Source organism: Raineyella sp. LH-20 (assembly GCF_033110965.1).
In the GTDB taxonomy this organism is placed as follows: Bacteria; Actinomycetota; Actinomycetes; order Propionibacteriales; family Propionibacteriaceae; genus Raineyella.
Genome location: NZ_CP137003.1, coordinates 2330121 through 2350528 on the forward strand (window position 1 = coordinate 2330121; position 20408 = coordinate 2350528).

Here is a 20408-nt window from a genome sequence, read left to right on the forward strand (position 1 = left end):
CGGTGCGGGGTCCCTGGGGACGGCCGGGGGCCGGGTCACTTCAGGGCCGCAGCGACCGTGGCCACCCACAGCTCGGCCCCCTGTGGGGTCGGTCGGGCGCCGATCACCAGCTCGGGGAGCGGGACGGTGGACTGGGCGAAGGCCGTGTGGACGTCGACGGCGGGCAGACCCAGCCGGTCCGCGGTGCGGGCGAGGTTCCTCATCCGGGTGTCCTGCAGGCTGGTGGTGGCGGTCTCCGGGTTCTGCAGCATCACCAGCCCCAGTGGGGTCTGCTGAGCCGTGACGGCCTGCCACAGTGCGGTGACATCGGCATCGAAGGTCGCCGGGTCGTCCTGGTGGCCGAGGTTGAGGATGACGATGTCGGTGGGCTGTGGGTAGAGGCTCGCGAGGTCAGTGGTGTCCTTCGGAGCGGTCGCGCTCAGGTAGGAGGCGTTCCAGACGTCGACGGTCGGCCCGTTGGCCGCCAGGGTGCGTGGTGCGGCGTAGCCGGTGCCCCGGCTGTACTCGTGGTAGACGACCGTGTGATCGGCGCCGAGGGTGTCCCGGGCCCACAGGAACACCCAGCCGTTGTCGCCGGCGGACGAGTCGTCGCCGAGCACGGTGATCGACAGTGGCTGGCCGTCACCGAGGCGGGCCTTGACCCTGCCGATGCCCTGGCCGAGAGCGCCTGCACCGGTGACGCCGCCGGGCGTCGGCGTGGCCGTTGGCGAGGAGTCCGGGGTGGTCGGTGCGGTGGCGGTCGCCGCAGTGGAGGGGGGTGTGTCGGGGTCCGGCTCCGCCGAAACGGCGCCGCCGATCGTCCCACCGGTCGCGAGCGCGGTAGCGGCCACGACGACGGCGATGACGACGGCGACGACGACGATTCCGCTGATGGCGGTGTTCCTGACGTTGTCCCCGGGGTGCATGGCCCCGATCGTACCCATCTGGTCCGACAGTGGTCCGGACCATGAGCAGCCGTCGGGCGGAGTGTCTGACCGGACCCGTACGCTCCTTCTCGATCGAACAATTGTTCGATAAAATGGGTTGAGGTGGTCCGTCGGGCGGTCGGACCGAGCCTGATGCGAGGGGAGTCGACGATGAGGAAGTACGACGAGCCGATCGAGGCGTGTTTCGGTGCGGGCAGTTTCTCCACGCTGGAGGTGGAGCTTCCCGGACTTCCGGCGGAGTTCCGCTGGCGGAGTCACACCTGGCGGATCCGGGAGGTCGAGGGGCACTGGGCGCTCGCCGATCCCTGGCAGGAGTGGGGCCGGGTGGGGGTGTTGGCCGAGCACTGTGACGTCTGGCAGGTCCGTGCCCGTGACCCCTGGCGGGAGCGGGAGGGCGTCTTCCAGATCTACCGCCACCACGCCAGTGGCCGGTGGTCCCTGCTCGCGGTGGTGGACTGAGATGCGGCGCCAACACCTCGCACCGGCGGGCGCGCGACGGCCCGGGGAGTCGGGGACGTCGACGGGCCGACTGGGTAGGCTCGGACCATCTGCAGCACCGATGCGGTGCTTCTCCCGACGAAGGACGCGCCATGACCCGACCCGACCAGCCGATTGCGACACCTTCCCCCCTCGCAGTCGACAAGAAGCGTCGGTCCTTGGGCGGTCTGTTCACTCTCCGGGTGATCCTCGAACAGGCACACGTATGGCAAGGAGATCGGCCGGCAGAGGAGATCCGGGTGGTCGACCTCGGTGGCGGCGCCGGGGGCATGGGGGTGCCGCTCGCCCGCGAGGGGTACGACGTGACCGTGGTCGATCCGAGCCCCAACGCCCTGGCGTCCCTGCAGCGCAGAGCGGCGGAGGCCGGGCTGTCGGGTCGGCTCCGGGGGATCCAGGGGGATGCCGCCGATCTGGTCGACCTGATCGGCCCGGGGATCGCGGACCTGGTCACCTGTCACGAGGTCCTCGACGTGGTCGAGGACAAGCCGGCAGCCATCCGGGCGATGGCGACGGTGCTGCGTCCCGGCGGGGCGGTCAGCCTGCTGGTGCGGCAGCGGTACTCCCGGGTGATGCACAAGGCGCTGGCCGGCAACTTCGCGGAGGCCCGGGCGGCACTGGCCGATCCCGCTCGACTCGACCAGGGGCGGACCCGTGCTCTGGTGGAGGAGGCGGGCTTCACCGTGGTCGAGACCCGGGGGATCGGTGCCGTGCTGGGGGCGGTCAACGAGGAGTTCCTCGATGTGCCGGGGGCGCGCTCCGAATTACTCGCTCTGGAGGACGAGATCAGTCGTACGCCGGACATGTGGTCGCTGGCGACCCAGTTGCACGTCCTCGCCTCTCTCGGCTGACCCGCTCACCTGCGTCGGCCGGCTGGGCCGGCTCGGCCCGGGAGGGTCCGGGAAGTCCCCCGGTCCTGGGTGACCGGCGGGGGCCCCAGTGACCGGGCGGGTGATCGCCCATCTCGACCTGGACGCCTTCTACGCGTCGGTCGAGTTGCGGCGTCGTCCCGAGTTGCGCGGCCGGCCGGTCTTCGTCGGTGGCCAGCACCGCGGTGTGGTCCTGTCGGCCAGCTACGAGGCCCGCGCACGAGGGATCCGTTCGGCCATGCCATCGACGACGGCCCGGCGGCTGTGCCCCGAGGCGATCGCCATCCCGCCGGACATGGAGGCGTACGTCGAGGCTTCACGGGCCGTGTTCGCGATCCTGGACACCGTCACCGACCTGGTCGAGAGCGCCTCGGTCGACGAGGCCTACCTCGACCTGACCTGCACCCGGAGCCGCCTCGGTCGACCCGACCTGGTCGTCGCCGACCTGCGGGCGAGGATCCTCGCCGAGCAGCGACTGCCCTGTTCCGTCGGCCTGGCGCCCAATCCGTTCGTGGCGAAGATGGCCTCGGTCGCGGCCAAACCCGACGGGATGCTCGTCGTCCCCCCGGCCCGGGTCACCGATTTCCTGTGGCCCCTGCCGGTGGCGCGGATGTGGGGGGTGGGGGAGTCCACCGCCACCGGCCTGCACCGGCTCGGCCTGCGGACCATCGGTGATCTGGCACGGGCCTCGCCACAGACCGTGCAGCGGGCGTTCGGATCGCACCAGGGTGGCAAGCTCGTCGCACTCGCCAATGGCCGGGACCCGCGGCGGCTCGCCGATCGCCGACCCGAGGAGAGTGAACGCAGCGTCGGTGCCCAGGAGACCTTCCCCGTCGACGTGGACGACCCGGTGGTGGTCCACCGGGAGCTGCTGCGGCTGGCGGAGCGTACGGCGTCCCGTTTGCGCCGGGCACGGCTGCTCGGCCGTACGGTCACCATCAGCCTGCGGTTCACGGACTTCACCGGCCTGACCCGGTCGATGACGCTGCCCGAGCCGACCGATCTGACCGACGAGATCCATCGCCGGGCGGTCGTGCTGTACGAGAGGGTCGGCCGGCCGCGGGCCCGGGTGCGCCAGGTCGGGATCCGGCTGACCGGGCTGCGGGCGGCTGCGACGGTGAGCCTGCAGACCGACCTGTTCGCCCCCGAGCACGGCTGGCGCGAGGCGACGGTCGCGATCGACCGTGCCAACCTGCGATTCGGTCCGAAGACGGTGCAGCGGGCGTCGTTGACCCGCGCCTGGTGACGGATCAGATCGAGGGGATGGGTGGGACCGACGCTGCGCCCGTGCGTGGAAGTCTTCCCCGGCCGTCATCGGCCGGACCGCTGGTGGTGCGGTGCGCCGCGCCGCAGCTAGGCTGGGGATCCGCGATGCCGTTCCGGTACGGCCTGGCGGGCACTAAACTGTAGTCAGAAGGCGCCGGGGGGCGGCGATCGCCGTTCCTTCGAGCACCCCTAGGACGGTCGGAGGTAGTGGTGGCCCTCTCAGAGCACGAGCAGCGGCTGCTCGAACAGATGGAAGCTGCCTTTGCTGCCGAGGATCCCAAACTCGCGGACACCCTCAGCGGCAACAGTGGGCGACGCGTCGAGACCCGTATGGCCATCGGCGCAGGTCTTGCGTTCGTCGTCGGCGTCGTCCTGTTGCTGGTCGGGATCAGCGTGCCGAACCTCTGGTTGATCAGCGTCCTCGGTTTCCTGGTGATGCTCGCCGCCACGGTCGTCGGACTGAGCGCGTGGCAGAAGCAGGATGCGCTGTCCCAGCGCAAGAAGGGGCGCGCCAAGGTGCGGGTGAGCGCCGAGGACCGGCGCATCATGAACAAGTTCGAGGAGCGGTGGAACCGTCGCCAGGAGGGCAACGATCACTGATCGGGCGCCGGGCACCCCGGCCGACGATCCACCCGAAGACGCGAGTGCCGCACGCTGACGCGAGCACCGTACGCCACCCCGCCCCATGATCGTCGCGGGTGATCCCGACGATCTGATCCCCGTGATCGCCGTCCGTCGACGCTTGCCCGGCACGGTCCGCACTGCGCCCGGCCGGGCCGACCCGCTTGACGTCCCGTAGGAGCCCGCACAGGGCTTCGACGGGACGTCTGTGCTGTCCGGGTCCCGTCTGCGCAGTTCAGGGCGTCCGTTCGGTGCGTCCGTGCTGCCTGGCACGGCCGTGCGTCGGGACGGGCCGCCGACCGATCCGCCCGCCGACGGGGTCCACGACCGTTGAGGCATGGCCGCCCCGGACGACCGCCCCCGGCGTCAGGAGCGGTCGGCGCGCCGGCGGGCGATCATCGCCGCCACCCGGCGGCGCAGCGCCGACCAGGCCAGCGACTGTCCGAGGGCGTGCCACCACGATCTCGGCCACCACTCGCCGATCAGGCGGGCGTCCCAACTGGTATCGGTTCGCAGGCCGTCACGGATGGTCCCCACCATCGCGGCGAGGTCACCCGAGTGGACTGCGCCCTGCGCATAGCGCGATCGTTCGACCTGCCGAGACAGTGTGACCAACGCCACGGCGGCGTCCTCGGGCAGCACTGCAGCCGCCAGTTTGCCGACAGCCCGCGGCGACCCGGAGGGCCAGCCGTGACCGTAGTCGACGAAGCTGTCGCGCAGCTCCTCCCAGGCAGCGTCGACCGCTTCCTGGGAGGAATCCACGCCACTGCCCGCCACCGGGGTGAGGCGACGTGTACGCAGCCGATGACGCAGCAGGCCGGGCAGGGAGAGGATGCCGGTGATCAGCGCCAGCAGGACGATCGCCACACCGATCCGGGCGAGGATCGCCAGGACGTCCACCACTGGCCTGGCCGGGGCCACCGGTGCCGGTGACGGTGACGCAGAGGCCGATGCCTCGGGAGTCACCTCCGGGGTGGGCTCTGACGCCGGCGTCGGGGTGGGTGTCGCGTCCGGCTGCTCGGGTGCGGTCATGGTCCAGGCCGGCGGCACCGCGACACCCGGAGTCGGCTCGAACCGCACCCAGCCGACACCTTCGAAGTAGAGCTCCGGCCAGGCGTGCATGTCGTGCAGGGTGACGGCGTATCCGTCGCCCTGCTTGGTGCCCGGCAGCCAGCCGACGGCCACCCGGGAGGGGATCCCGACGATCCGCGCCATCGCCGCCATCGAGCCGGCGAACTGCTCGCAGTAGCCCTTGCGGTCCTGCAGCAGGAAGCGCTTCATCGCGTCGTAGCCCGTGCCCGGTTGGGGCTCGAGGCTGTAGGTGAACTGGTCGCTGCGCAGGTACGCCTGGATCGCGGCGGCCTTCAGCGCCGGTGTCGGCTCCGCCTGGGTGATCTTCAGGGTCAGGTCGACGATCTCCTGCGGCATGTCCTGCGGCACCGTGGCGGTCAGGTTCGCATCGCTCGGGCGCCCGGCCATCGCCGTCGACAGGGTGGCACCGTCCGGCGTCGGATCGACGCTGGTGACGTCGTACGACAGGTTGCGGGTGGCCGCCGTACGGTCCTGACCGGTGGCGACCACGACGAGCGAGTCGGTGCCGAAGGCCCACTGCCCGTTGGCCTCGAACCGCTTGGGGGCGTACGGCAGCGGCAGGTACTCCGAGCGGAAGTCGCCGATGGTCACCTGGGTGCGGACGTCCTGGCCCGGGGTGTCCTGACCGGGCGGCGGGGGAAGGGTGTTGCCCTGGGTGAGGTGGAAGGACGCGTTCTGCCAGCCCTTGCTGTCGAAGACCGACAGCGAGGCCATCCGCAGGTACTCCCCGTCCGGGGCGGTGGTGGTGTAGGACAGCACGTCGGTGTCGGCGGGCTGGGACAGGTTGCGCCGCATGTCGAGCATCGGGTCGGCGAGTTGGACCGGACCGGTGTCCTGGTTGAGCTGTCCGCCGTTCAGCTGGTGTGACGGCGGCAACGGGACGAAGACCCCGATCAGCAGGGTCGCGGCGAGCGCGGCGACGGCGACGACGGTGCCCATCCGCGCTGCCAGCGGCGTGATCCGGCCGGTGAGGCGTACGGTCCGCTCGAGGTGGCGTGGCCACTTCTCAGCGGAGTTGATCCCGTCGGCGAGCAGGATCCACAGATAGCCGAGCGCCAGCGCGACGACCGTCCACCAGGGGATGTCACGCAGCAGGCCGACCGCTCCGATGAGGTAGAGGGTGACGGACGGCAGGACCGCCCAGGCCGGCCGATCGACGCCCTCGGCGAGCAGATCGGTGAGCAGGGTGGTGACGCCGACCGCGCCGACCAGGAGCATCGTCAGACCGGGATTGGCGATCATCGGCGTGGTGTGGGTCGCCATGTGCTGTACGCCCTCGGCGAACAGGCCGGGCAGGCCCAGACCCGGACCCGCCAGGGACAGCGAGATGGCGAAGAGGTACACCGCCAGCAGCACCAGCTGGGCCAGGAAGACGATTGCGTCGTTGATCCGCATCCGGCGCAGCCACAGGCCGATGCCGCCGATCAGTACAGCGAGCGGGATCGCGCTGATCAGATACGACGGATCCTGGGTGAACGGCAGCAGGATCAGGGCTGCGAGGAGCGATGCGCCGACGACGGCGCCGGCGGTCCGGACGAGAGGGCGGATCACAGCACCTCTCCCATCCGGGTCATCCTCACCCAGGCGTCGTTGACCGACATCTGCGAGGTCACCCGGACGACCCGCCAGCCGGCCTCCTGCAGCAACGTGACCGCCCGGTCATGGTCCTCGAGGACGGTCGCCGGCGTACGTTCCGCGCTGCCGTGCTCCGACGCGTCCGTGCCGGTCGCGCCGTTCGCCCAGCCGTCGACATCCAGCACCCAGGCCATCGCGTACGCCTGGTTGCGGTGCATCTCGACCAGCTGTGCGGCGTCGGACGAGGACATCAGGCCGAGCACGGCGATCGTCATCTGCGAGCCGACACCTCGCAGGGTGGCCTCCGCGGCGCGGCTGAGATCGGTGGCGTCCGCCAGCGTGACGTCGGTCAGCTGGGTGATCGCCTCCCGACGGCTGGTGGCCTTGCCGAGGTCGCCCAGCTGCGGGTCGGCCAGCGGGCCGTCGGCGCCGAACAGGGTGATCACGTAGCCCTCGGCGAGGAAGTGCACCGCCAGCGACGCCGTCAGCGACACCGCCCACTCGAAGGAACTCTGTGGTCCGCTGCCCCGATGGGCCTGGGTGCGGGAGTCGAGCAGCACCGTGGCGCTCGGGTCCCAGGCCTGCTCCTCCTGGCGCACCATCAGTTCGCCGTGCCGGGCGGTGGAGCGCCAGTGGATCCGGCGTACGTCGTCGCCGCGGACGTAGTTGCGGACGAGGATGTCGTCCTGGCCGGACAGGCCGAGCCGTTGTGGGCGCGCCTCGCCGGTGCTGCCGGTGCCGCCGGCGTTGCCCATCGAGTCGAGCGGGACGATCCGGGGGGTCACCATCACCTCGCTGGTGGCCGTGAACCGCCGGTCCAGGGCGGCCATCCCGAACGGATCGGACACCCGCACCAGTAGCGGTCCGGTGCGGAACCGGCCGCGCTGGTTGCCGGTGAGTGTGTAGGTCACCTCCCGGCTCCACTCCGCCGCGAGGTTCTGCAGGGTGAAGCGGGGGCGCGGACCCAGTGCCGCGGGCACCCGGTCCTCGAAGCGGAGCACCCCCACCGGCAACCGGCCGTGCCGGTCGAGGGCGAGGGTGCCCGTCATCTGCTCCCCGATGGCGGCCCGTCCCGGGGCGACCTTGCGTTCACAGGAGAGCTTCAGTCGCGTACGGTCCACGAAGACCGCCGCGGCCAGCGGCAGGAGGAACAGCAGCAGTCCGAGCAACAGCGCGTCGCGCTGGCCGAGCAGGACCGACACCGCGGCGAGCACAGCGCCGACGGCAAAGGTCACCTTGCCGCGCAGCGTCATCAGGGCCCAGGGATTGCGCAACGCCAGGCGCATCAATCAGCTCCGGTCGGGGATCGAGACCGACCGTACGCAGCTGCCGATGATGTCCTCGACGGAGCGCTGGGCCAGCTGGGCCTCGGTGGAGGCGAGCACGCGGTGGGCCAGCACCGGCACGGCAAGGGCGGCGACGTCGTCGGGGGTGACGTAGTCGCGCCCGGAGATCGCGGCCAGGGCACGGCAGGCGCGGAGCAACTGCAGGCTGGAACGCGGCGACGCACCGAGCCGCAGGTCCCGGGTCGACCGGGTCGCCCCGACCACCTGGACGATGTAGCGCTCCAGCGCCGGCGCGACGTACACGGTGCCGACCGCCTGGACCAGGCCGCTGATCGTCTGCCCATCGGTCACCGGCCGCAGATCGGCCAGCGGCGGACGCCCGCCATGGTTGCGGAGCATCTTCACCTCGGCCTCCTCGGCCGGGTACCCCATCTCGATCCGCGCCATGAAGCGGTCACGCTGGGCCTCGGGGAGGGGGTAGGTGCCCTCCATCTCGATCGGGTTCTGGGTTGCGATGACCATGAAGGGGCTGGGCAGCGCGTACGTGGTGCCGTCGGCCGACACCTGCCGCTCCTCCATCGCCTCGAGCATCGCGGACTGGGTCTTGGGTGAGGCCCGGTTGATCTCGTCGCCGAGCACGATGTTGGCGAAGATGCCGCCCTGCTTGAACTCGAACGCCCGCGTCGCCTGGTTGTAGATGGACACGCCGGTGATGTCGGTCGGCAGGAGGTCCGGGGTGAACTGCACCCGGTTGACCCGACAGTCGATGGCCTTGGCGAGGGCCTTGGCCAGCATGGTCTTGCCGACGCCGGGCACGTCCTCCAGCAGCAGGTGGCCCTCGGCGAGCATCACCACGAGCGCAGTGTCGATCGCGCCCCGCTTGCCCTCGATGACCGTCTCCACGGCGTCGCGCACCCGGCCCATCACGGTCGCGACCTCGGCGAGCGTGTGGCTGCCGGTGACGACGGGCCGGGAACCGGTCGGGTAGCCGGCCATGCTCTGGGCGGCGGTGGCCGGCGAGTAGGCGGACGCGGCCGGGCGGCCGGTCGTCGCGGGCCGGGTGGCCGCTGCCGGCTGGGTGAGGCCGCTCTGTCGGGGGACGGCCGGCTGCGGTGCCGTCGGGTAGCCGGTGGTGGCCGAGTGGGCGGTGCCGGTCGGCCGACCGGTGGGAGGAGGGGCGGGGGTCGTACGCCCGGCGCCGGTGGTCGGGGTGGTGTAGCGGGTCGCCGGGGGCGTTGCCGAGCCGGTCGAGGTCGGCGTCCACGGCGCCGGAGCGGCCGAGCGCTGGGGCGCCGGAGCGGCCGAGCGCTGGGGTGCCGGGGCGGCCGAGCGCTGGGGTGCCGGGGTCGCCGAGCGCTGCGGGGACGGTGCGGCGGAACGCTGCGTCGCCGGGCTCGCCGACCACGGGGACGCGGGGGCCGCGGAACGCTGGGGAGCCGGGGTCGCCGAGCGCTGCGGGGCGGGTTGCCCCTGGTCGCCGAACGGGGTGGAGCTCACTGTGCCTCCCAGGGTCGTGAGGTGTGTCGCCTCCTCACCCTACATGCCACCTCGCCGCCGGGCTCGGTCGCGATTCCGTCGACGGCACCCGTCGTAGTGACGGTGGTGGGCGGCCGACACGCCGGGACATCCCGCAGTCCCGGGGCGGGACGGCGGCCCGTACGTCCGGGTTTCGGCGGGGCCGGCCGGGGGAAGCGGTGGGGGACGGTGGGGCGTGAGGGTGGCCAGGTGGAGGGAAATGGCTTAAGGTGGAGGAAAGTGGAGGACGGTGGTCCAGAAGGTCGGGTCAGGGGGTGGCCGATATGTTCCTCGGCACGTTCACCCCGAAGCTCGATGAGAAGGGCCGCTTCGTCCTACCGGCGAAATTCCGCGAGGAGCTCCAGAACGGGATCGTCGTGGCCCGGTCGCAGGACCGGTGCCTCACGATCGAGACCGTCGAGGCGTTCACCGCACGGACGAAGGAGTTGGCAGACGCCCCGATGACGGTCCGGCAGGTCCGCGAGTACCAGCGCATGCTGGCCGCGACCGCTTTCGACCAGGTCCCCGACAAGCAGGGACGCGTGACGATCCCCCCGAACCTGCGTGTCTACGCAGGACTCGACAAGGACATCGTCATCACCGGAGTGATCAACCGACTCGAGATCTGGGACGCCGCCGCGTGGGAGGAGTACTCCACCGAGCACGAATCGGCGTTCGCCGAGATGAACGAAGAAGTTTTCCCGGGGGCCTAGGCCGCCGGGGGATCGGGACAGGCCGTACGGTCCGGCCCCGACCCGAGGGGTGAGCACCCTGACACAACTTCCCCTGTGTCAGGTGGCACTTCCCGCGCCCCTCGGGTCGGAACCAGGTCGTACGGCCGTCCGCGTCGAAGGCGCGGAGAGCATACGAGCGAGGGCAACCGAAGGGCAGGACCGACAGCATGGCTTCCACGCGGCGACCCGACGCGACCCCCGACGGCGCGAACCCCGGTGACACCGGGCCCGGCCGGGCCCGCCCGGAGGCCGTCCATCTGCCGGTGATGCGTGACCGGATCGTCGCGCTGCTGGCCCCCGCCCTGGAACGCCCCGGCGCGGTGGTCGTCGACTGCACCCTCGGCCTCGGCGGCCACACCGCGGCCCTGCTCGACGCGTGCCCCGAGGCACGGGCGATCGGACTGGACCGCGACCCCGACGCACTGGCCACCGCGGGGGAGCGGCTCGCCCCCTACGGCGACCGGGCGACGCTGGTCCGCGCGGTCTACGACGAGATCGGCACCGTGCTGGCCGACCTCGGGATCGCCCGGGTCGACGCGGTGCTCGCGGACCTGGGTCTCTCGTCCCTGCAGATCGACGCCCGCGACCGCGGCTTCGCATACGCGGTGGACGCCCCACTGGACATGCGGATGGGACAGCAGGGATCGACCGCCGCCGACGTGGTCAACACGTACAGCGTGCCGCAGCTCGCCCGGATCCTGTCGCGCTACGGCGAGGAGCGGTTCGCCGACCGAATCGCCCGCGCCGTCGTCGCGGCCCGGGAGGAGGCGCCGTTCACCACCTCGGCCCGGCTGGTCGAGGTGATCGCCGGCGCGATCCCGGCGGCGGCCCGACACACCGGGGGCCACCCCGCGAAGCGCACCTTCCAGGCATTGCGGATCGAAGTGAACCGCGAACTCGAGGCGCTGGAGGGGATGCTCCCCGCAGCTCTGGACAGCCTCGCCGTCGGCGGGCGAATGGCCGTGCTGGCCTACCACTCGCTGGAGGACCGCCTGGTGAAGCACGCCTTCCGCGACGTCTCCACCAGCAAGGCCCCCCGGGACCTGCCCGTCGTGCCCGACGAACTGCAACCCACCTTCGCGCTGCTGACCAAGGGGGCCGAGAGGCCCTCCGACGAGGAGATCGCCACCAACCCGCGTGCCGCCTCGGCGCGACTACGAGCCGTCCGACGTATCAAGGAGGAGTCCCGATGAGTGCCCTGCTCTCCCCGGCCGCCTGGGGATCGCGGTCCGGCTTCGCCGCCGCCGCCCAGCGCCGCCGCGCGCAGTTGCGGGTCGTCCCGCGACTCGCCGCCCGGATCTCCCAGCGCTCCTTCTGGGCCCTGCTGGTCGCCGTCGTGGTGGTCGGCACCTCGCTGCTGCTGATGCTCAACGTCACCCTGCAGAACCAGGCTTTCCGTCTGCGGACGCTGGCCGCGCAGGAACAGGTCCTCCAGAACGAACAGGCCGACCTCCAGCAGGAGCTCTCTCGCACCTCGTCGTCTGCCCGGCTGGCCCAGCGGGCCGTCGACATGGGCATGGTCCCGGACTCCGAGCCGGGCTTCGTGACGGTGCCCAGCGGCACGGTGGTCGGTGACGCCAAGCCGGCGACCGCCGGTGGACCGTACGCCGGGCTGCGGACCCCCGTCACTCCTGTCACCCCGGTCACCACGCAGCCGCCGGCCGACCAGCCCTCGGCATCCGCGACGCCGCAGGCGGACGGCACGGCCCAGCCCCAGCTCTCGGCTCCCCCCTCGCCAGGAACCGGAGCGGAGTCCCCGTCCGCCTCGACCCCCACCACGGACCAACAGCCCGTCGCATCGACCCAGGGGTGATGACGATGTCGGACAACCCCGTGTCGGACAACCCCGTGTCGGAGAACCGGGTGCCGGAGAACCGCCACCGTGGCGCCGCCTCGCACGGACGTCCTCGGCCGGCCGACGCCGACCGTGAGCCTGGTGCTGGGCGCAGGAGCAGGGACGGTCGCGGGAACAACGACGGTCGTCGGAGCAACGACGGTCGTCGGAGCGGGGCCGGCCGTGGGCGGGCGTCGTCCGGCGAAGGTGCTCGTACCGACCGGGGCGAGGGGAGCCGTCGGCAGGACGGCCGCGGCGCGGGCAGCCGCTCGGCGGCGGGGCAGGCCCGCTCCGCCGGCGACCGCGGCCGGGCCACCTCGCGTCGTTCGGCAGCGGGCGACCGCACCGCGACCAGCGACCGGATGTCGGGGAACCGCAGCGGATCGGACCGTCGGCAGGCCGAGGACCGCCGGCGTCCCGACCGGACCCGGGCGGACCACCACCGGGCGGACCACCACCGTGCTGATCACCACCGTGCTGATCACCACCGTGCTGACCACCCCCGCACGACCCAGAACCGTACGAACCAGGAACGTACGGACCAGCGACGTTCTGATCAGCACGCAGATCAGCGTCGTACGGCCCACCCCCGCTCCGACCAGCACCGTTCCGGTCGCCGTCCTGTGCACCACCGGTCGGACCGGGGTCGGGTGGGTGGCGCCGGCCGATCCACCCTTCAGGCCCTGCTCCGCAAGCCGTTGGGCCGGGGACGCACCCCCGGGCGGATCAAGTGGTTGGTCGTGCTGGTCGTCTGCGCCACGATCTTCTCCAGCGGCCGATTGATCCAGATCCAGGGCCTCGACCCCCAGGCGTACGCCGCGCAGGCCGCCTCCCTGGTCAAGCGCAGCCAGCCGCTGCCCGCCGTCCGTGGGACGATCACCGACCGCAACGGGCAGGTGCTCGCCGAGTCCAGTCCGGCGGTCGACATCACCGCCGATCCGACGGCCACCGGCCCGCACGCCACCACCATCGCCGGGATCCTGGCCACCCATCTCGGCGGGAGCCCGGCCGACTACCTGGAGCCGCTCACCCGGCCGAACACCCGCTACGTGATGATCAAGCGGCAGGTGCCGGCCCACACGTACGACCTGATCCGGGCCGACCTCGCCACCGCCGGTGACGACAAGCAGTACGCCGGCGGCATCTGGACCTCGACGAACTCGATCCGCACCTATCCGGGCGGGTCGGTCGCCTCGAACGTGGTGGGAGTCCTCAAGCAGGACGACGACGGGGTCTACCGCAGCGGTGCGTACGGCTTCGAGTACGCCCGGGACACCCAGCTGGCCGGCAAGGACGGCCGGGAGGTCTACCAGGCGTCGCCGGCCGGCACCCGGATCCCGCTGGGCACCAACGAGATCACCCCGGCCGAGAACGGGACCAGCTATCAGCTCACCCTCGACTCGGAACTGCAGTGGACCACCGAGCAGTCGCTGAAGAAGGTCGTCGACTCCAGCAAGGCCCACTTCGGGTACGCCATCGTGATGAACGTCAAGACCGGCGAGATCCTCGCGATGGCCAACTACCCCTCGTTCGACGCCTCGGACCTCAAGAAGGCCAAGGCCGACGACATGGGCAACCGGGCGATCAGCGACTCCCTGGAGCCCGGGTCGGTGGAGAAGGTGCTCACCTTCGCCGCGATGGCCGACGGCGGCTGGATCACCCCGGACACCGAGGTGCACGTGCCGGCCTCGCTGAAGTCCGCCGACCTGACCATCACCGACTCGGAGGACCACGGCGACCTGCGGCTCACTGCGACCGGCGTGCTCGCCCAGTCCTCCAACATCGGCACCGTGCAGCTGGCCCGCCAGATGCCCAAGGCCGACCTGATCAGCCACCTGCAGAACTTCGGGCTCGGCCGCAAGACCGGTGTCGAACTGCCCGGTGAGGCCTCCGGCTGGGCCCCGAAGACGACCCTGCCGGACTACTCCCGCGACCAGGTGGCCTTCGGCCAGGGCCTGTCGGTGACCGGCCTGCAGCTCGCCTCGGCGGTCGCCGGGATCCTCAACGACGGCGTCTACAACACCCCGACCATCGTCGCGTCGGCCACCGACGCGAACGGCAAGACGGTCGCCGTCGACCGGCCCCAGCCGCGGCGGGTGATCAGCGAGCAGGCCTCGCAGATGGTCACCCAGATGATGGAGGCCGTCACCGGCAACGGCGGCACCGGCGCACAGATGACCCTGCCCGGCTACCGCTCGGTCGGCAAGACGGCGACGGCGCAGCGCTACGACCAGACCTCCGGCAAGTACGTCGGCTACACCGCCGGCTACATCGGCGCGGCCCCGGCCGAGGACCCGCAGATCCTCACCTACGTCGTGGTGGACAACCCGGTCAACGGGCACTACGGCTCCACCGTCGCCGGCCCGGCGTACAAGGAGATCATGCAGTACGCCCTGCCGCGCTACGGCGTGCTGCCGTCGACCACCAAGGCCCCCGTCGCCAAGCTCGACTGGTGAGGATGCACATGTCGTACGCCCCCGCCGCCCGCTGGGCGGATCGCCTCGGCCGTGCCCGGATGGGTACGGTCTGACTGTGCCGCTCTCCACCGGACCGCTGCGTCCTCGTTCCACCTGCCCGACCGCGCTGGCGGCGCTCTGCGCCCTGGCCGACGACCTGGGACACCCGGCTGCGCTGCGCGACGCCGACCCGCAGGTCGTCGTCGGCGGCATCACCCTGGACTCCCGCCAGGTCCGTCCCGGTGACGCGTACGTCGCCTTGGCCGGCACCCGCACCCACGGCATCCGATTCGCCGCCTCGGCCCTCACCCAGGGCGCGGTGGTCGTCCTCACCGACCCGACCGGGGCCGGTGACCCGGCCGCCGAGGGCCTGCCGCTCGTCGTGGTGGACCGACCCCGCACAGTGATGGCCCACTGGGCCGCCGAGGTGTACGGCCGGCCCGCCGACCAGCTGGCGATGTACGGCATCACCGGCACCAACGGCAAGACCACCACCGCCGTCCTGCTCGCCGCCGGCCTGACTGCCGCCGGACGTACGGCCGGCACCATCGGCACCCTCGGATTCCGGGTCGGTGACCAGTCCCTGGACGCCTCCCGCACCACCATCACCACGCCGGAATCGGTCGACCTGCACGGCCTGCTCGCGATGATGCGGGAGGCCGGCGCCGATGCGGTCGCGATGGAGGTGTCCTCCCACGCGATGGTCTTCGAACGGGTCGAGGCGGTGCCCTTCGCCGTCGCCGCCTTCACCAACCTGGGCCGCGACCATCTCGACTTCCATCCGACGATGGAGGACTATTTCCAGGCCAAGGCGAGCCTGTTCCGCCCCGAGCACACCCGCGCCGCGGTGATCAGCATCGACGACGAGTGGGGCGCCCGGCTCGCCCGGGAGACTCGCAGCGTGCTGGACCAGGTGTGGACGACCAGCTTCGACGACCCCTCGGCCGACTGGTACGCGCACCGGGTGGAGCCACTGCCGGCCGGCGGTTCCCGGGTGTCGGTCCGCACCCCGGCCGGCCCGCTCGACCTGGAGGTCGGCCTGCCGGGGCTCTTCAACGCCCGCAACGCCGTCACCTGCGCGGCGATGCTCGCGATGACCGGGGTCGATGTCCGGGCCGCGCTGCCCGGACTGGCCACCGCCCAGGTGCCCGGTCGGATGCAGACCGTCGATCTCGGCGATGCCGCGCCGCTGGCCGTCGTCGACTTCGCGCACACCCCGCAGGCGGTCGCCTCGGCGCTCGAGGCACTCGCCCAGCGCGCCACCGGCCGGCTGATCGCGGTCCTCGGCTGCGGCGGCGACCGCGACCACGAGAAGCGAGGCCCGATGGGGGCCGCCGCCGCCACCTGGGCCGACCTCGTCATCGTCACCGACGACAACCCGCGCTCCGAGCAGCCGCCGGCCATCCGCACCGCGGTCCTCGCCGGTGCCACCGAGGCGCTGCGCTCCGGGGCCGTCGACGCGGCGCGTCCGGGTCACGCCCGCACCGTCGAGGTCATCGACGGTGGCGACCGCGCCGACGCCATCACCATCGCACTGCGGCTCGCCGGACCGGACGACACCGTCGCCGTGCTCGGCAAGGGCCACGAACAGGGCCAGATCGTCGGGGAGCGCGTCATCCCGTTCGACGATGTCGAGGCTATCCGTACCGCTTGGCGCACCATGGAGGACTGACCGTGCAACCCCGTTCCCTGACCGAGATCGCCACCGCGATCGGAGCCCACCTCGTCCCGCCGGACGGGGACGGGGCCGCCCTCGAGGACGTCCTCGTCGGCCCGGACGTGGTGATCGACTCCCGGCGGGCCACCCCGGGAGCGCTGTTCGTCGCCTTCCCCGGCGAACGGGTCGACGGCCACGACTACGTGGCCGCAGCGGCGGCCGGCGGCGCCGTCGCCGCGGTCACCCAGCGGCCGGTGCCGGGCGGCGTGCCGTGCCTGGTCGTCGACGACCCGCAGCGTGCCCTGGCGGCCCTGGCCCGGCATGTCGTCGACACCAGTGCGGGGCTGTCGGTGGTGGGCGTCACCGGCTCTTCCGGCAAGACCTCGACCAAGGACCTGATCGCCCAGGTGCTGCGCACCGCGGGGCCGACCGTCGCCCCGGTGGGCTCGTTCAACAACGAGATCGGCGCCCCGCTCACCGCCACCCGCTGCGACGACGCCACCCGCTACCTGATCACCGAGATGGGCGCCCGCGCCCTGGGCCACGTCGCCTACCTCTGCTCGATCACCCCGCCCACGCTCGGCGTGGTGCTCAACGTCGGTCACGCCCACCTCGGCGAGTTCGGCTCCCAGGACGTCATCGCCCGGGCCAAGGGCGAGCTCGTCGAGGCGCTCGGCGAGGACGGCTGGGCGGTGCTCAACGGGGACGACCCCCGGGTCAGCGCGATGGCCACCCGGACCCGTGCCCACATCGCCCGGTTCACCGTGGGGGAGCGGCCCACCGACGGTGGCGAGATCCTGGCCTGGGCCACCGACGTGGCGGCCGATGAGCTGGATCGGCACCGCTTCACCCTGCACCTGGAGAGCCGTGGCGCCACCGGGGAATTCCCGGTCGCCCTGGGCCTGCTCGGTGCCCACCAGGTGCCGAACTCGCTGGCGGCGGCCGCTGCGGCGTACGCCCTGGGCCTGGACGGTGCGCAGATCGCCGCGGCGCTGTCCGGTGCACGGGCCCTGTCGCGCTGGCGGATGGAGTTGCACGAGCGCGCCGACGGCGCCGTCATCCTCAACGACAGCTACAACGCCAACCCGGACTCGATGGCCAGCGGACTGCGCACCCTCGCCCGGCTCGGCGCTGCCCGGCGGGCCCGGGACCCGCAGGCCCGGACCTGGGCACTGGTCGGCGACATGCGTGAACTCGGCCCGGACGCTGCGGAGGAACACCGCCGGATCGGTGCGCTGGCGGCCGAACTGGGCATCACCGACCTGGTCGCCGTGGGCGACTTCGCCGCTGACATCGTGCGTGGCGCTGGCGCCGCGAACGGTGGCATCCGGGCGTCGGTGGCACCTGATAAGTTCGCCCTGATCGCCGCCGCGACGCCTCTGGGTGCCGCGGATGTGGTCCTGGTGAAGGCCTCCCGCGGGCTGGCTCTGGAGACGGTGGCCGACGAGCTCGCCGGCGCGACGGATGGTGACGAGACTGGAGGCGTACGGTGACGACGATCTTGCTGGCCGGTGCGATGGCCCTGGTGGGGACCCTGCTGGGCACCCGGGCGGCCATCGGAGTGCTGGTGCGCAAGGGCTACGGGCAGTTCATCCGTGACGACGGGCCGACCTCGCACCACACCAAGCGCGGCACCCCGACGATGGGCGGGATCGTGATCATCATCGCGGTCGTCCTCGCCTACGGCCTGGCCCACCTGATCACCTGGCAGCCGCCGTCGGTCAGCGCCCTGCTGGTGTTGCTGCTCTTCGTCGGCACCGGCATCGTCGGCTTCCTCGACGACTGGATCAAGATCTCCAACAAGCGGTCGCTGGGCCTCACCCCGTGGCAGAAGCTGGCCGGCCAGACCGCTGTCGCGGTGGTCTTCGGCGTGCTCGCCCTCAACTTCCCCGACGAGCGCGGCGTCACCCCGGCCTCTCCGTTCGTGTCGTTCCTGCGGGACATCCCCTGGCTGGGCCTGCCGCTGGTGCTGGCCGCCGTCTGGTTCCTGATCCTGATCCTCGGCACCTCCAACGCGGTCAATCTCACCGACGGACTCGACGGGCTGGCCGCCGGCGCGTCGACGATGGTCTTCGCGGCGTACGCGCTGATCAACCTGTGGCAGTACAACAAGTCCTGCGCCTGGGACGGCGCCGCCTCGGCGACCTGCTACAACGTCCGCAACCCGCACGACCTCGCGGTCGTCGCGGTCGCTCTCGCCGGCGCCTGCTTCGGCTTCCTGTGGTGGAACGCCAAGCCGGCGAAGATCTTCATGGGTGACTCCGGGTCGCTGTCGCTGGGCGGCGCGCTCGCCGGGCTGGCGATCTGCAGCCGCACCGAGCTGCTGCTGGTCATCCTCGGCGGCCTGTTCGTCATCATCACGCTGTCGGTGATGATCCAGACCAGCTGGTTCAAGTTCACCAGATGGCGCACCGGCACCGGGCGGCGGGTGTTCAAGATGGCGCCGTTGCAGCACCACTTCGAGATGCTCGGCTGGTCCGAGGTGACCATCGTGATCCGCTTCTGGATCATCGCCGGCTGTTTCGTCGCCCTCGGCATCGGCATCTTCTACGGCCAATGGGTGACCGGATTGGGGCTCCAGTGAGTCGCGTACGTCCCGACTGGATCGGCACCGCCGGTCGCTTCTCGGCCTGGCCGCAGGCCCACGTCGTGGTCGCCGGGCTGGGCACCTCGGGCTTCGCCGCCGCCGACGCGCTGCTGGAGTTCGGCGCGCAGGTGACGGTGCTGGACGAGTCCGACCGGACCGAGATCGTCGAACGGGGCACCATCCTCGAGGTGCTCGGCGCGGACGTCCGGCTCGGCGCCGGTTCGACGGCGACCCTGCCCGACGACGTCGACCTCGTCGTCACCTCGCCGGGCTGGCGGCCCACCACGCCGCTGCTGGCCCAAGCCGCCCTGCGCGGCGTGCCGATCTACGGCGAGGTGGAGCTGGCCTGGCGTCTTCAGGACCCCGACCGGGCCCCCGCCTGGCTCGCCGTCACCGGCACGAACGGCAAGACGACCACCACCCAGATGCTGGAGTCGATGCTGCAGGCCGCCGGACTGCGGGCGGTCGCCTGCGGCAACATCGGCAAGCCGGTGATGGAGACCGTGCTCGACCCGGAGCCGTACGACGCTCTGGCCGTCGAACTGTCCAGCTTCCAACTGCACTGGTCGAACAGCCTCGCGCTGCACTCGGCGGCCGTCCTCAACGTCCACGAGGACCACCTCGAGTGGTATCCCTCGATGGCCGAGTACGCCGCCGACAAGGCCCGCATCTACCAGCGGGTCACCCACTCCTGCGTCTACAACGTCGCCGATCCGCAGACCGAGCGGATGGTCGAGGACGCCGAGGTCGCCGAGGGCGCCCGGGCGATCGGTTTCACCCTCGGCATCCCCGGGCCGTCGATGGTCGGCGTCGTCGATGACCTGATCGTCGACCGGGCCTTCGTGGAACAGCGCCGGACCTCCGCCCTGGAGCTCGCCGCGGTCTCCGACGTGCAGCCGTACGCCCCGCACAACGTGGCCAACGCGCTGGCCGCTGCCGCCCTGGCCCGTTCCTACGGGGTGCCCGCAGTGGCCGTACGCGACGGCCTGCGCGGCCTCCACCTGGGTGGCCACCGGATCCAGACCGTGGCCGAGAGCGGCGGCGTACGCTACGTCGACGACTCCAAGGCGACCAACCCGCATGCCGCCCACGCCTCGCTGATGGCCTTCGACCCGGTCGTCTGGATCGCCGGCGGGCAGGCCAAGGGGACGGCGTTCGACGACCTCGTCGCCGGAGTGGCCGGACGGTTGCGCGGGGTGGTGCTGCTCGGCATCGACCGCGAGGTGATCGCCGAGGCGCTGCGCCGACACGCGCCCGACGTTCCGGTGGAAGTCTTCGATTCGACGGACACTGAGGTCATGGCTCAGGTCGTGGCCGCCGCCGCGCGGATGGCCAGGCCCGGCGACACGGTCCTGCTGGCACCCGGATGTGCCAGCCGGGACATGTGGCCGGACTACGCGGCCCGCGGCGACGATTTCGCCCGCGCGGCACGGGGATTGGGCCAGGCCTGACCAATTGTCGGGCCGTGACCACCAGGTGACCGGCACGACGAGGA

At 71.8% G+C, this 20408-nt stretch carries 16 protein-coding genes; 12 read left to right on the plus strand and 4 right to left on the minus strand.

Annotation, left to right across the window (positions count from 1 at the left end; translation table 11 throughout):
- Positions 1-35: 35 nt before the first annotated feature.
- Positions 36-905 (minus strand): SGNH/GDSL hydrolase family protein, encoded by an 870-nt coding sequence (locus R0146_RS10200; protein ID WP_317689300.1) that lies wholly within the window; start codon positions 903-905, stop codon positions 36-38.
- Between the two features lie 171 nt (positions 906-1076).
- Here R0146_RS10200 and R0146_RS10205 point away from each other — a divergent pair, with 171 nt between their 5' ends.
- The 4 genes from R0146_RS10205 to R0146_RS10220 all read left to right on the plus strand — a co-directional run bounded on the left by R0146_RS10205 (position 1077) and on the right by R0146_RS10220 (position 4156).
- Positions 1077-1385: a DUF6504 family protein gene (locus R0146_RS10205; protein ID WP_317689302.1), complete on the plus strand. Its 309-nt coding sequence runs from the start codon at positions 1077-1079 to the stop codon at positions 1383-1385.
- 131 nt (positions 1386-1516) lie between these two features.
- The gene (locus R0146_RS10210) at positions 1517-2272 is read left to right on the plus strand and encodes a methyltransferase domain-containing protein (protein WP_317689304.1); all 756 of its coding nucleotides are present in this window, start codon (positions 1517-1519) and stop codon (positions 2270-2272) included.
- Between the two features lie 88 nt (positions 2273-2360).
- Positions 2361-3536 (plus strand): DNA polymerase IV, encoded by a 1176-nt coding sequence (gene dinB, locus R0146_RS10215; RefSeq protein WP_317689306.1) that lies wholly within the window; start codon positions 2361-2363, stop codon positions 3534-3536.
- A 230-nt stretch (positions 3537-3766) separates the two neighbouring features.
- Positions 3767-4156: an SCO2097 family morphological protein gene (locus R0146_RS10220; protein WP_317689308.1), complete on the plus strand. Its 390-nt coding sequence runs from the start codon at positions 3767-3769 to the stop codon at positions 4154-4156.
- Positions 4157-4543: 387 nt separating this feature from the next.
- Here the strand turns inward: R0146_RS10220 and R0146_RS10225 are convergent, their stop codons facing one another.
- From R0146_RS10225 to R0146_RS10235, 3 genes are read right to left on the minus strand one after another with little or no spacing between them, the layout of a single operon-like run.
- A complete protein-coding gene (locus R0146_RS10225) occupies positions 4544-6820 on the minus strand; it encodes a transglutaminase TgpA family protein (RefSeq protein WP_317689310.1) in 2277 nt (758 codons plus the stop codon).
- Positions 6817-8130: a DUF58 domain-containing protein gene (locus R0146_RS10230; protein ID WP_317689312.1), complete on the minus strand. Its 1314-nt coding sequence runs from the start codon at positions 8128-8130 to the stop codon at positions 6817-6819. Before R0146_RS10230 ends, R0146_RS10225 begins: the two co-directional genes overlap by 4 nt.
- A gap of 3 nt (positions 8131-8133) precedes the next feature.
- Positions 8134-9126 carry an AAA family ATPase gene (locus R0146_RS10235; RefSeq protein WP_411567197.1) on the minus strand — a complete coding sequence of 331 codons (993 nt, stop codon included), beginning with the start codon at positions 9124-9126 and terminating at the stop codon, positions 8134-8136.
- An 803-nt stretch (positions 9127-9929) separates the two neighbouring features.
- Between R0146_RS10235 and mraZ the strand changes: the two genes are divergently transcribed.
- The 8 genes from mraZ to murD all read left to right on the plus strand — a co-directional run bounded on the left by mraZ (position 9930) and on the right by murD (position 20364).
- Complete coding sequence (gene mraZ, locus R0146_RS10240; protein WP_317692377.1) at positions 9930-10358, plus strand: division/cell wall cluster transcriptional repressor MraZ; 429 nt, start codon at positions 9930-9932, stop codon at positions 10356-10358.
- Positions 10359-10546: 188 nt separating this feature from the next.
- Positions 10547-11572, plus strand: coding sequence for a 16S rRNA (cytosine(1402)-N(4))-methyltransferase RsmH (rsmH, locus tag R0146_RS10245; protein ID WP_317689314.1), 1026 nt, complete (start codon positions 10547-10549; stop codon positions 11570-11572).
- Entirely contained in the window at positions 11569-12192 is a 624-nt protein-coding gene (locus R0146_RS10250) for a cell division protein FtsL (protein WP_317689316.1), read from the plus strand. The genes rsmH and R0146_RS10250 overlap by 4 nt, the downstream gene beginning before the upstream one ends.
- A gap of 746 nt (positions 12193-12938) precedes the next feature.
- Complete coding sequence (locus R0146_RS10255; RefSeq protein ID WP_411567198.1) at positions 12939-14669, plus strand: peptidoglycan D,D-transpeptidase FtsI family protein; 1731 nt, start codon at positions 12939-12941, stop codon at positions 14667-14669.
- A gap of 157 nt (positions 14670-14826) precedes the next feature.
- Complete coding sequence (locus R0146_RS10260; RefSeq protein WP_317692378.1) at positions 14827-16341, plus strand: UDP-N-acetylmuramoyl-L-alanyl-D-glutamate--2,6-diaminopimelate ligase; 1515 nt, start codon at positions 14827-14829, stop codon at positions 16339-16341.
- 2 nt (positions 16342-16343) lie between these two features.
- Positions 16344-17819, plus strand: coding sequence for a UDP-N-acetylmuramoyl-tripeptide--D-alanyl-D-alanine ligase (locus R0146_RS10265; protein ID WP_317689321.1), 1476 nt, complete (start codon positions 16344-16346; stop codon positions 17817-17819).
- The gene (mraY, locus tag R0146_RS10270) at positions 17816-18910 is read left to right on the plus strand and encodes a phospho-N-acetylmuramoyl-pentapeptide-transferase (RefSeq protein WP_317689324.1); all 1095 of its coding nucleotides are present in this window, start codon (positions 17816-17818) and stop codon (positions 18908-18910) included. Before R0146_RS10265 ends, mraY begins: the two co-directional genes overlap by 4 nt.
- Positions 18907-20364 carry a UDP-N-acetylmuramoyl-L-alanine--D-glutamate ligase gene (gene murD / locus R0146_RS10275; RefSeq protein WP_411567138.1) on the plus strand — a complete coding sequence of 486 codons (1458 nt, stop codon included), beginning with the start codon at positions 18907-18909 and terminating at the stop codon, positions 20362-20364. The genes mraY and murD overlap by 4 nt, the downstream gene beginning before the upstream one ends.
- Positions 20365-20408: the final 44 nt, after the last annotated feature.

What these genes read in the sequence shown, in the direction of transcription:
- R0146_RS10200 (WP_317689300.1), bottom strand. Translation starts at nt 905, where the DNA reads ATGCACCCCGGGGACAACGTCAGGAACACCGCCATCAGCGGAATCGTC.
- R0146_RS10205 (WP_317689302.1), top strand. Translation starts at nt 1,077, where the DNA reads ATGAGGAAGTACGACGAGCCGATCGAGGCGTGTTTCGGTGCGGGCAGT.
- R0146_RS10210 (WP_317689304.1), top strand. Translation starts at nt 1,517, where the DNA reads ATGACCCGACCCGACCAGCCGATTGCGACACCTTCCCCCCTCGCAGTC.
- R0146_RS10230 (WP_317689312.1), bottom strand. Translation starts at nt 8,130, where the DNA reads ATGCGCCTGGCGTTGCGCAATCCCTGGGCCCTGATGACGCTGCGCGGC.
- R0146_RS10235 (WP_411567197.1), bottom strand. Translation starts at nt 9,126, where the DNA reads ATGGCCGGCTACCCGACCGGTTCCCGGCCCGTCGTCACCGGCAGCCAC.
- mraZ (WP_317692377.1), top strand. Translation starts at nt 9,930, where the DNA reads ATGTTCCTCGGCACGTTCACCCCGAAGCTCGATGAGAAGGGCCGCTTC.
- rsmH (WP_317689314.1), top strand. Translation starts at nt 10,547, where the DNA reads ATGGCTTCCACGCGGCGACCCGACGCGACCCCCGACGGCGCGAACCCC.
- R0146_RS10250 (WP_317689316.1), top strand. Translation starts at nt 11,569, where the DNA reads ATGAGTGCCCTGCTCTCCCCGGCCGCCTGGGGATCGCGGTCCGGCTTC.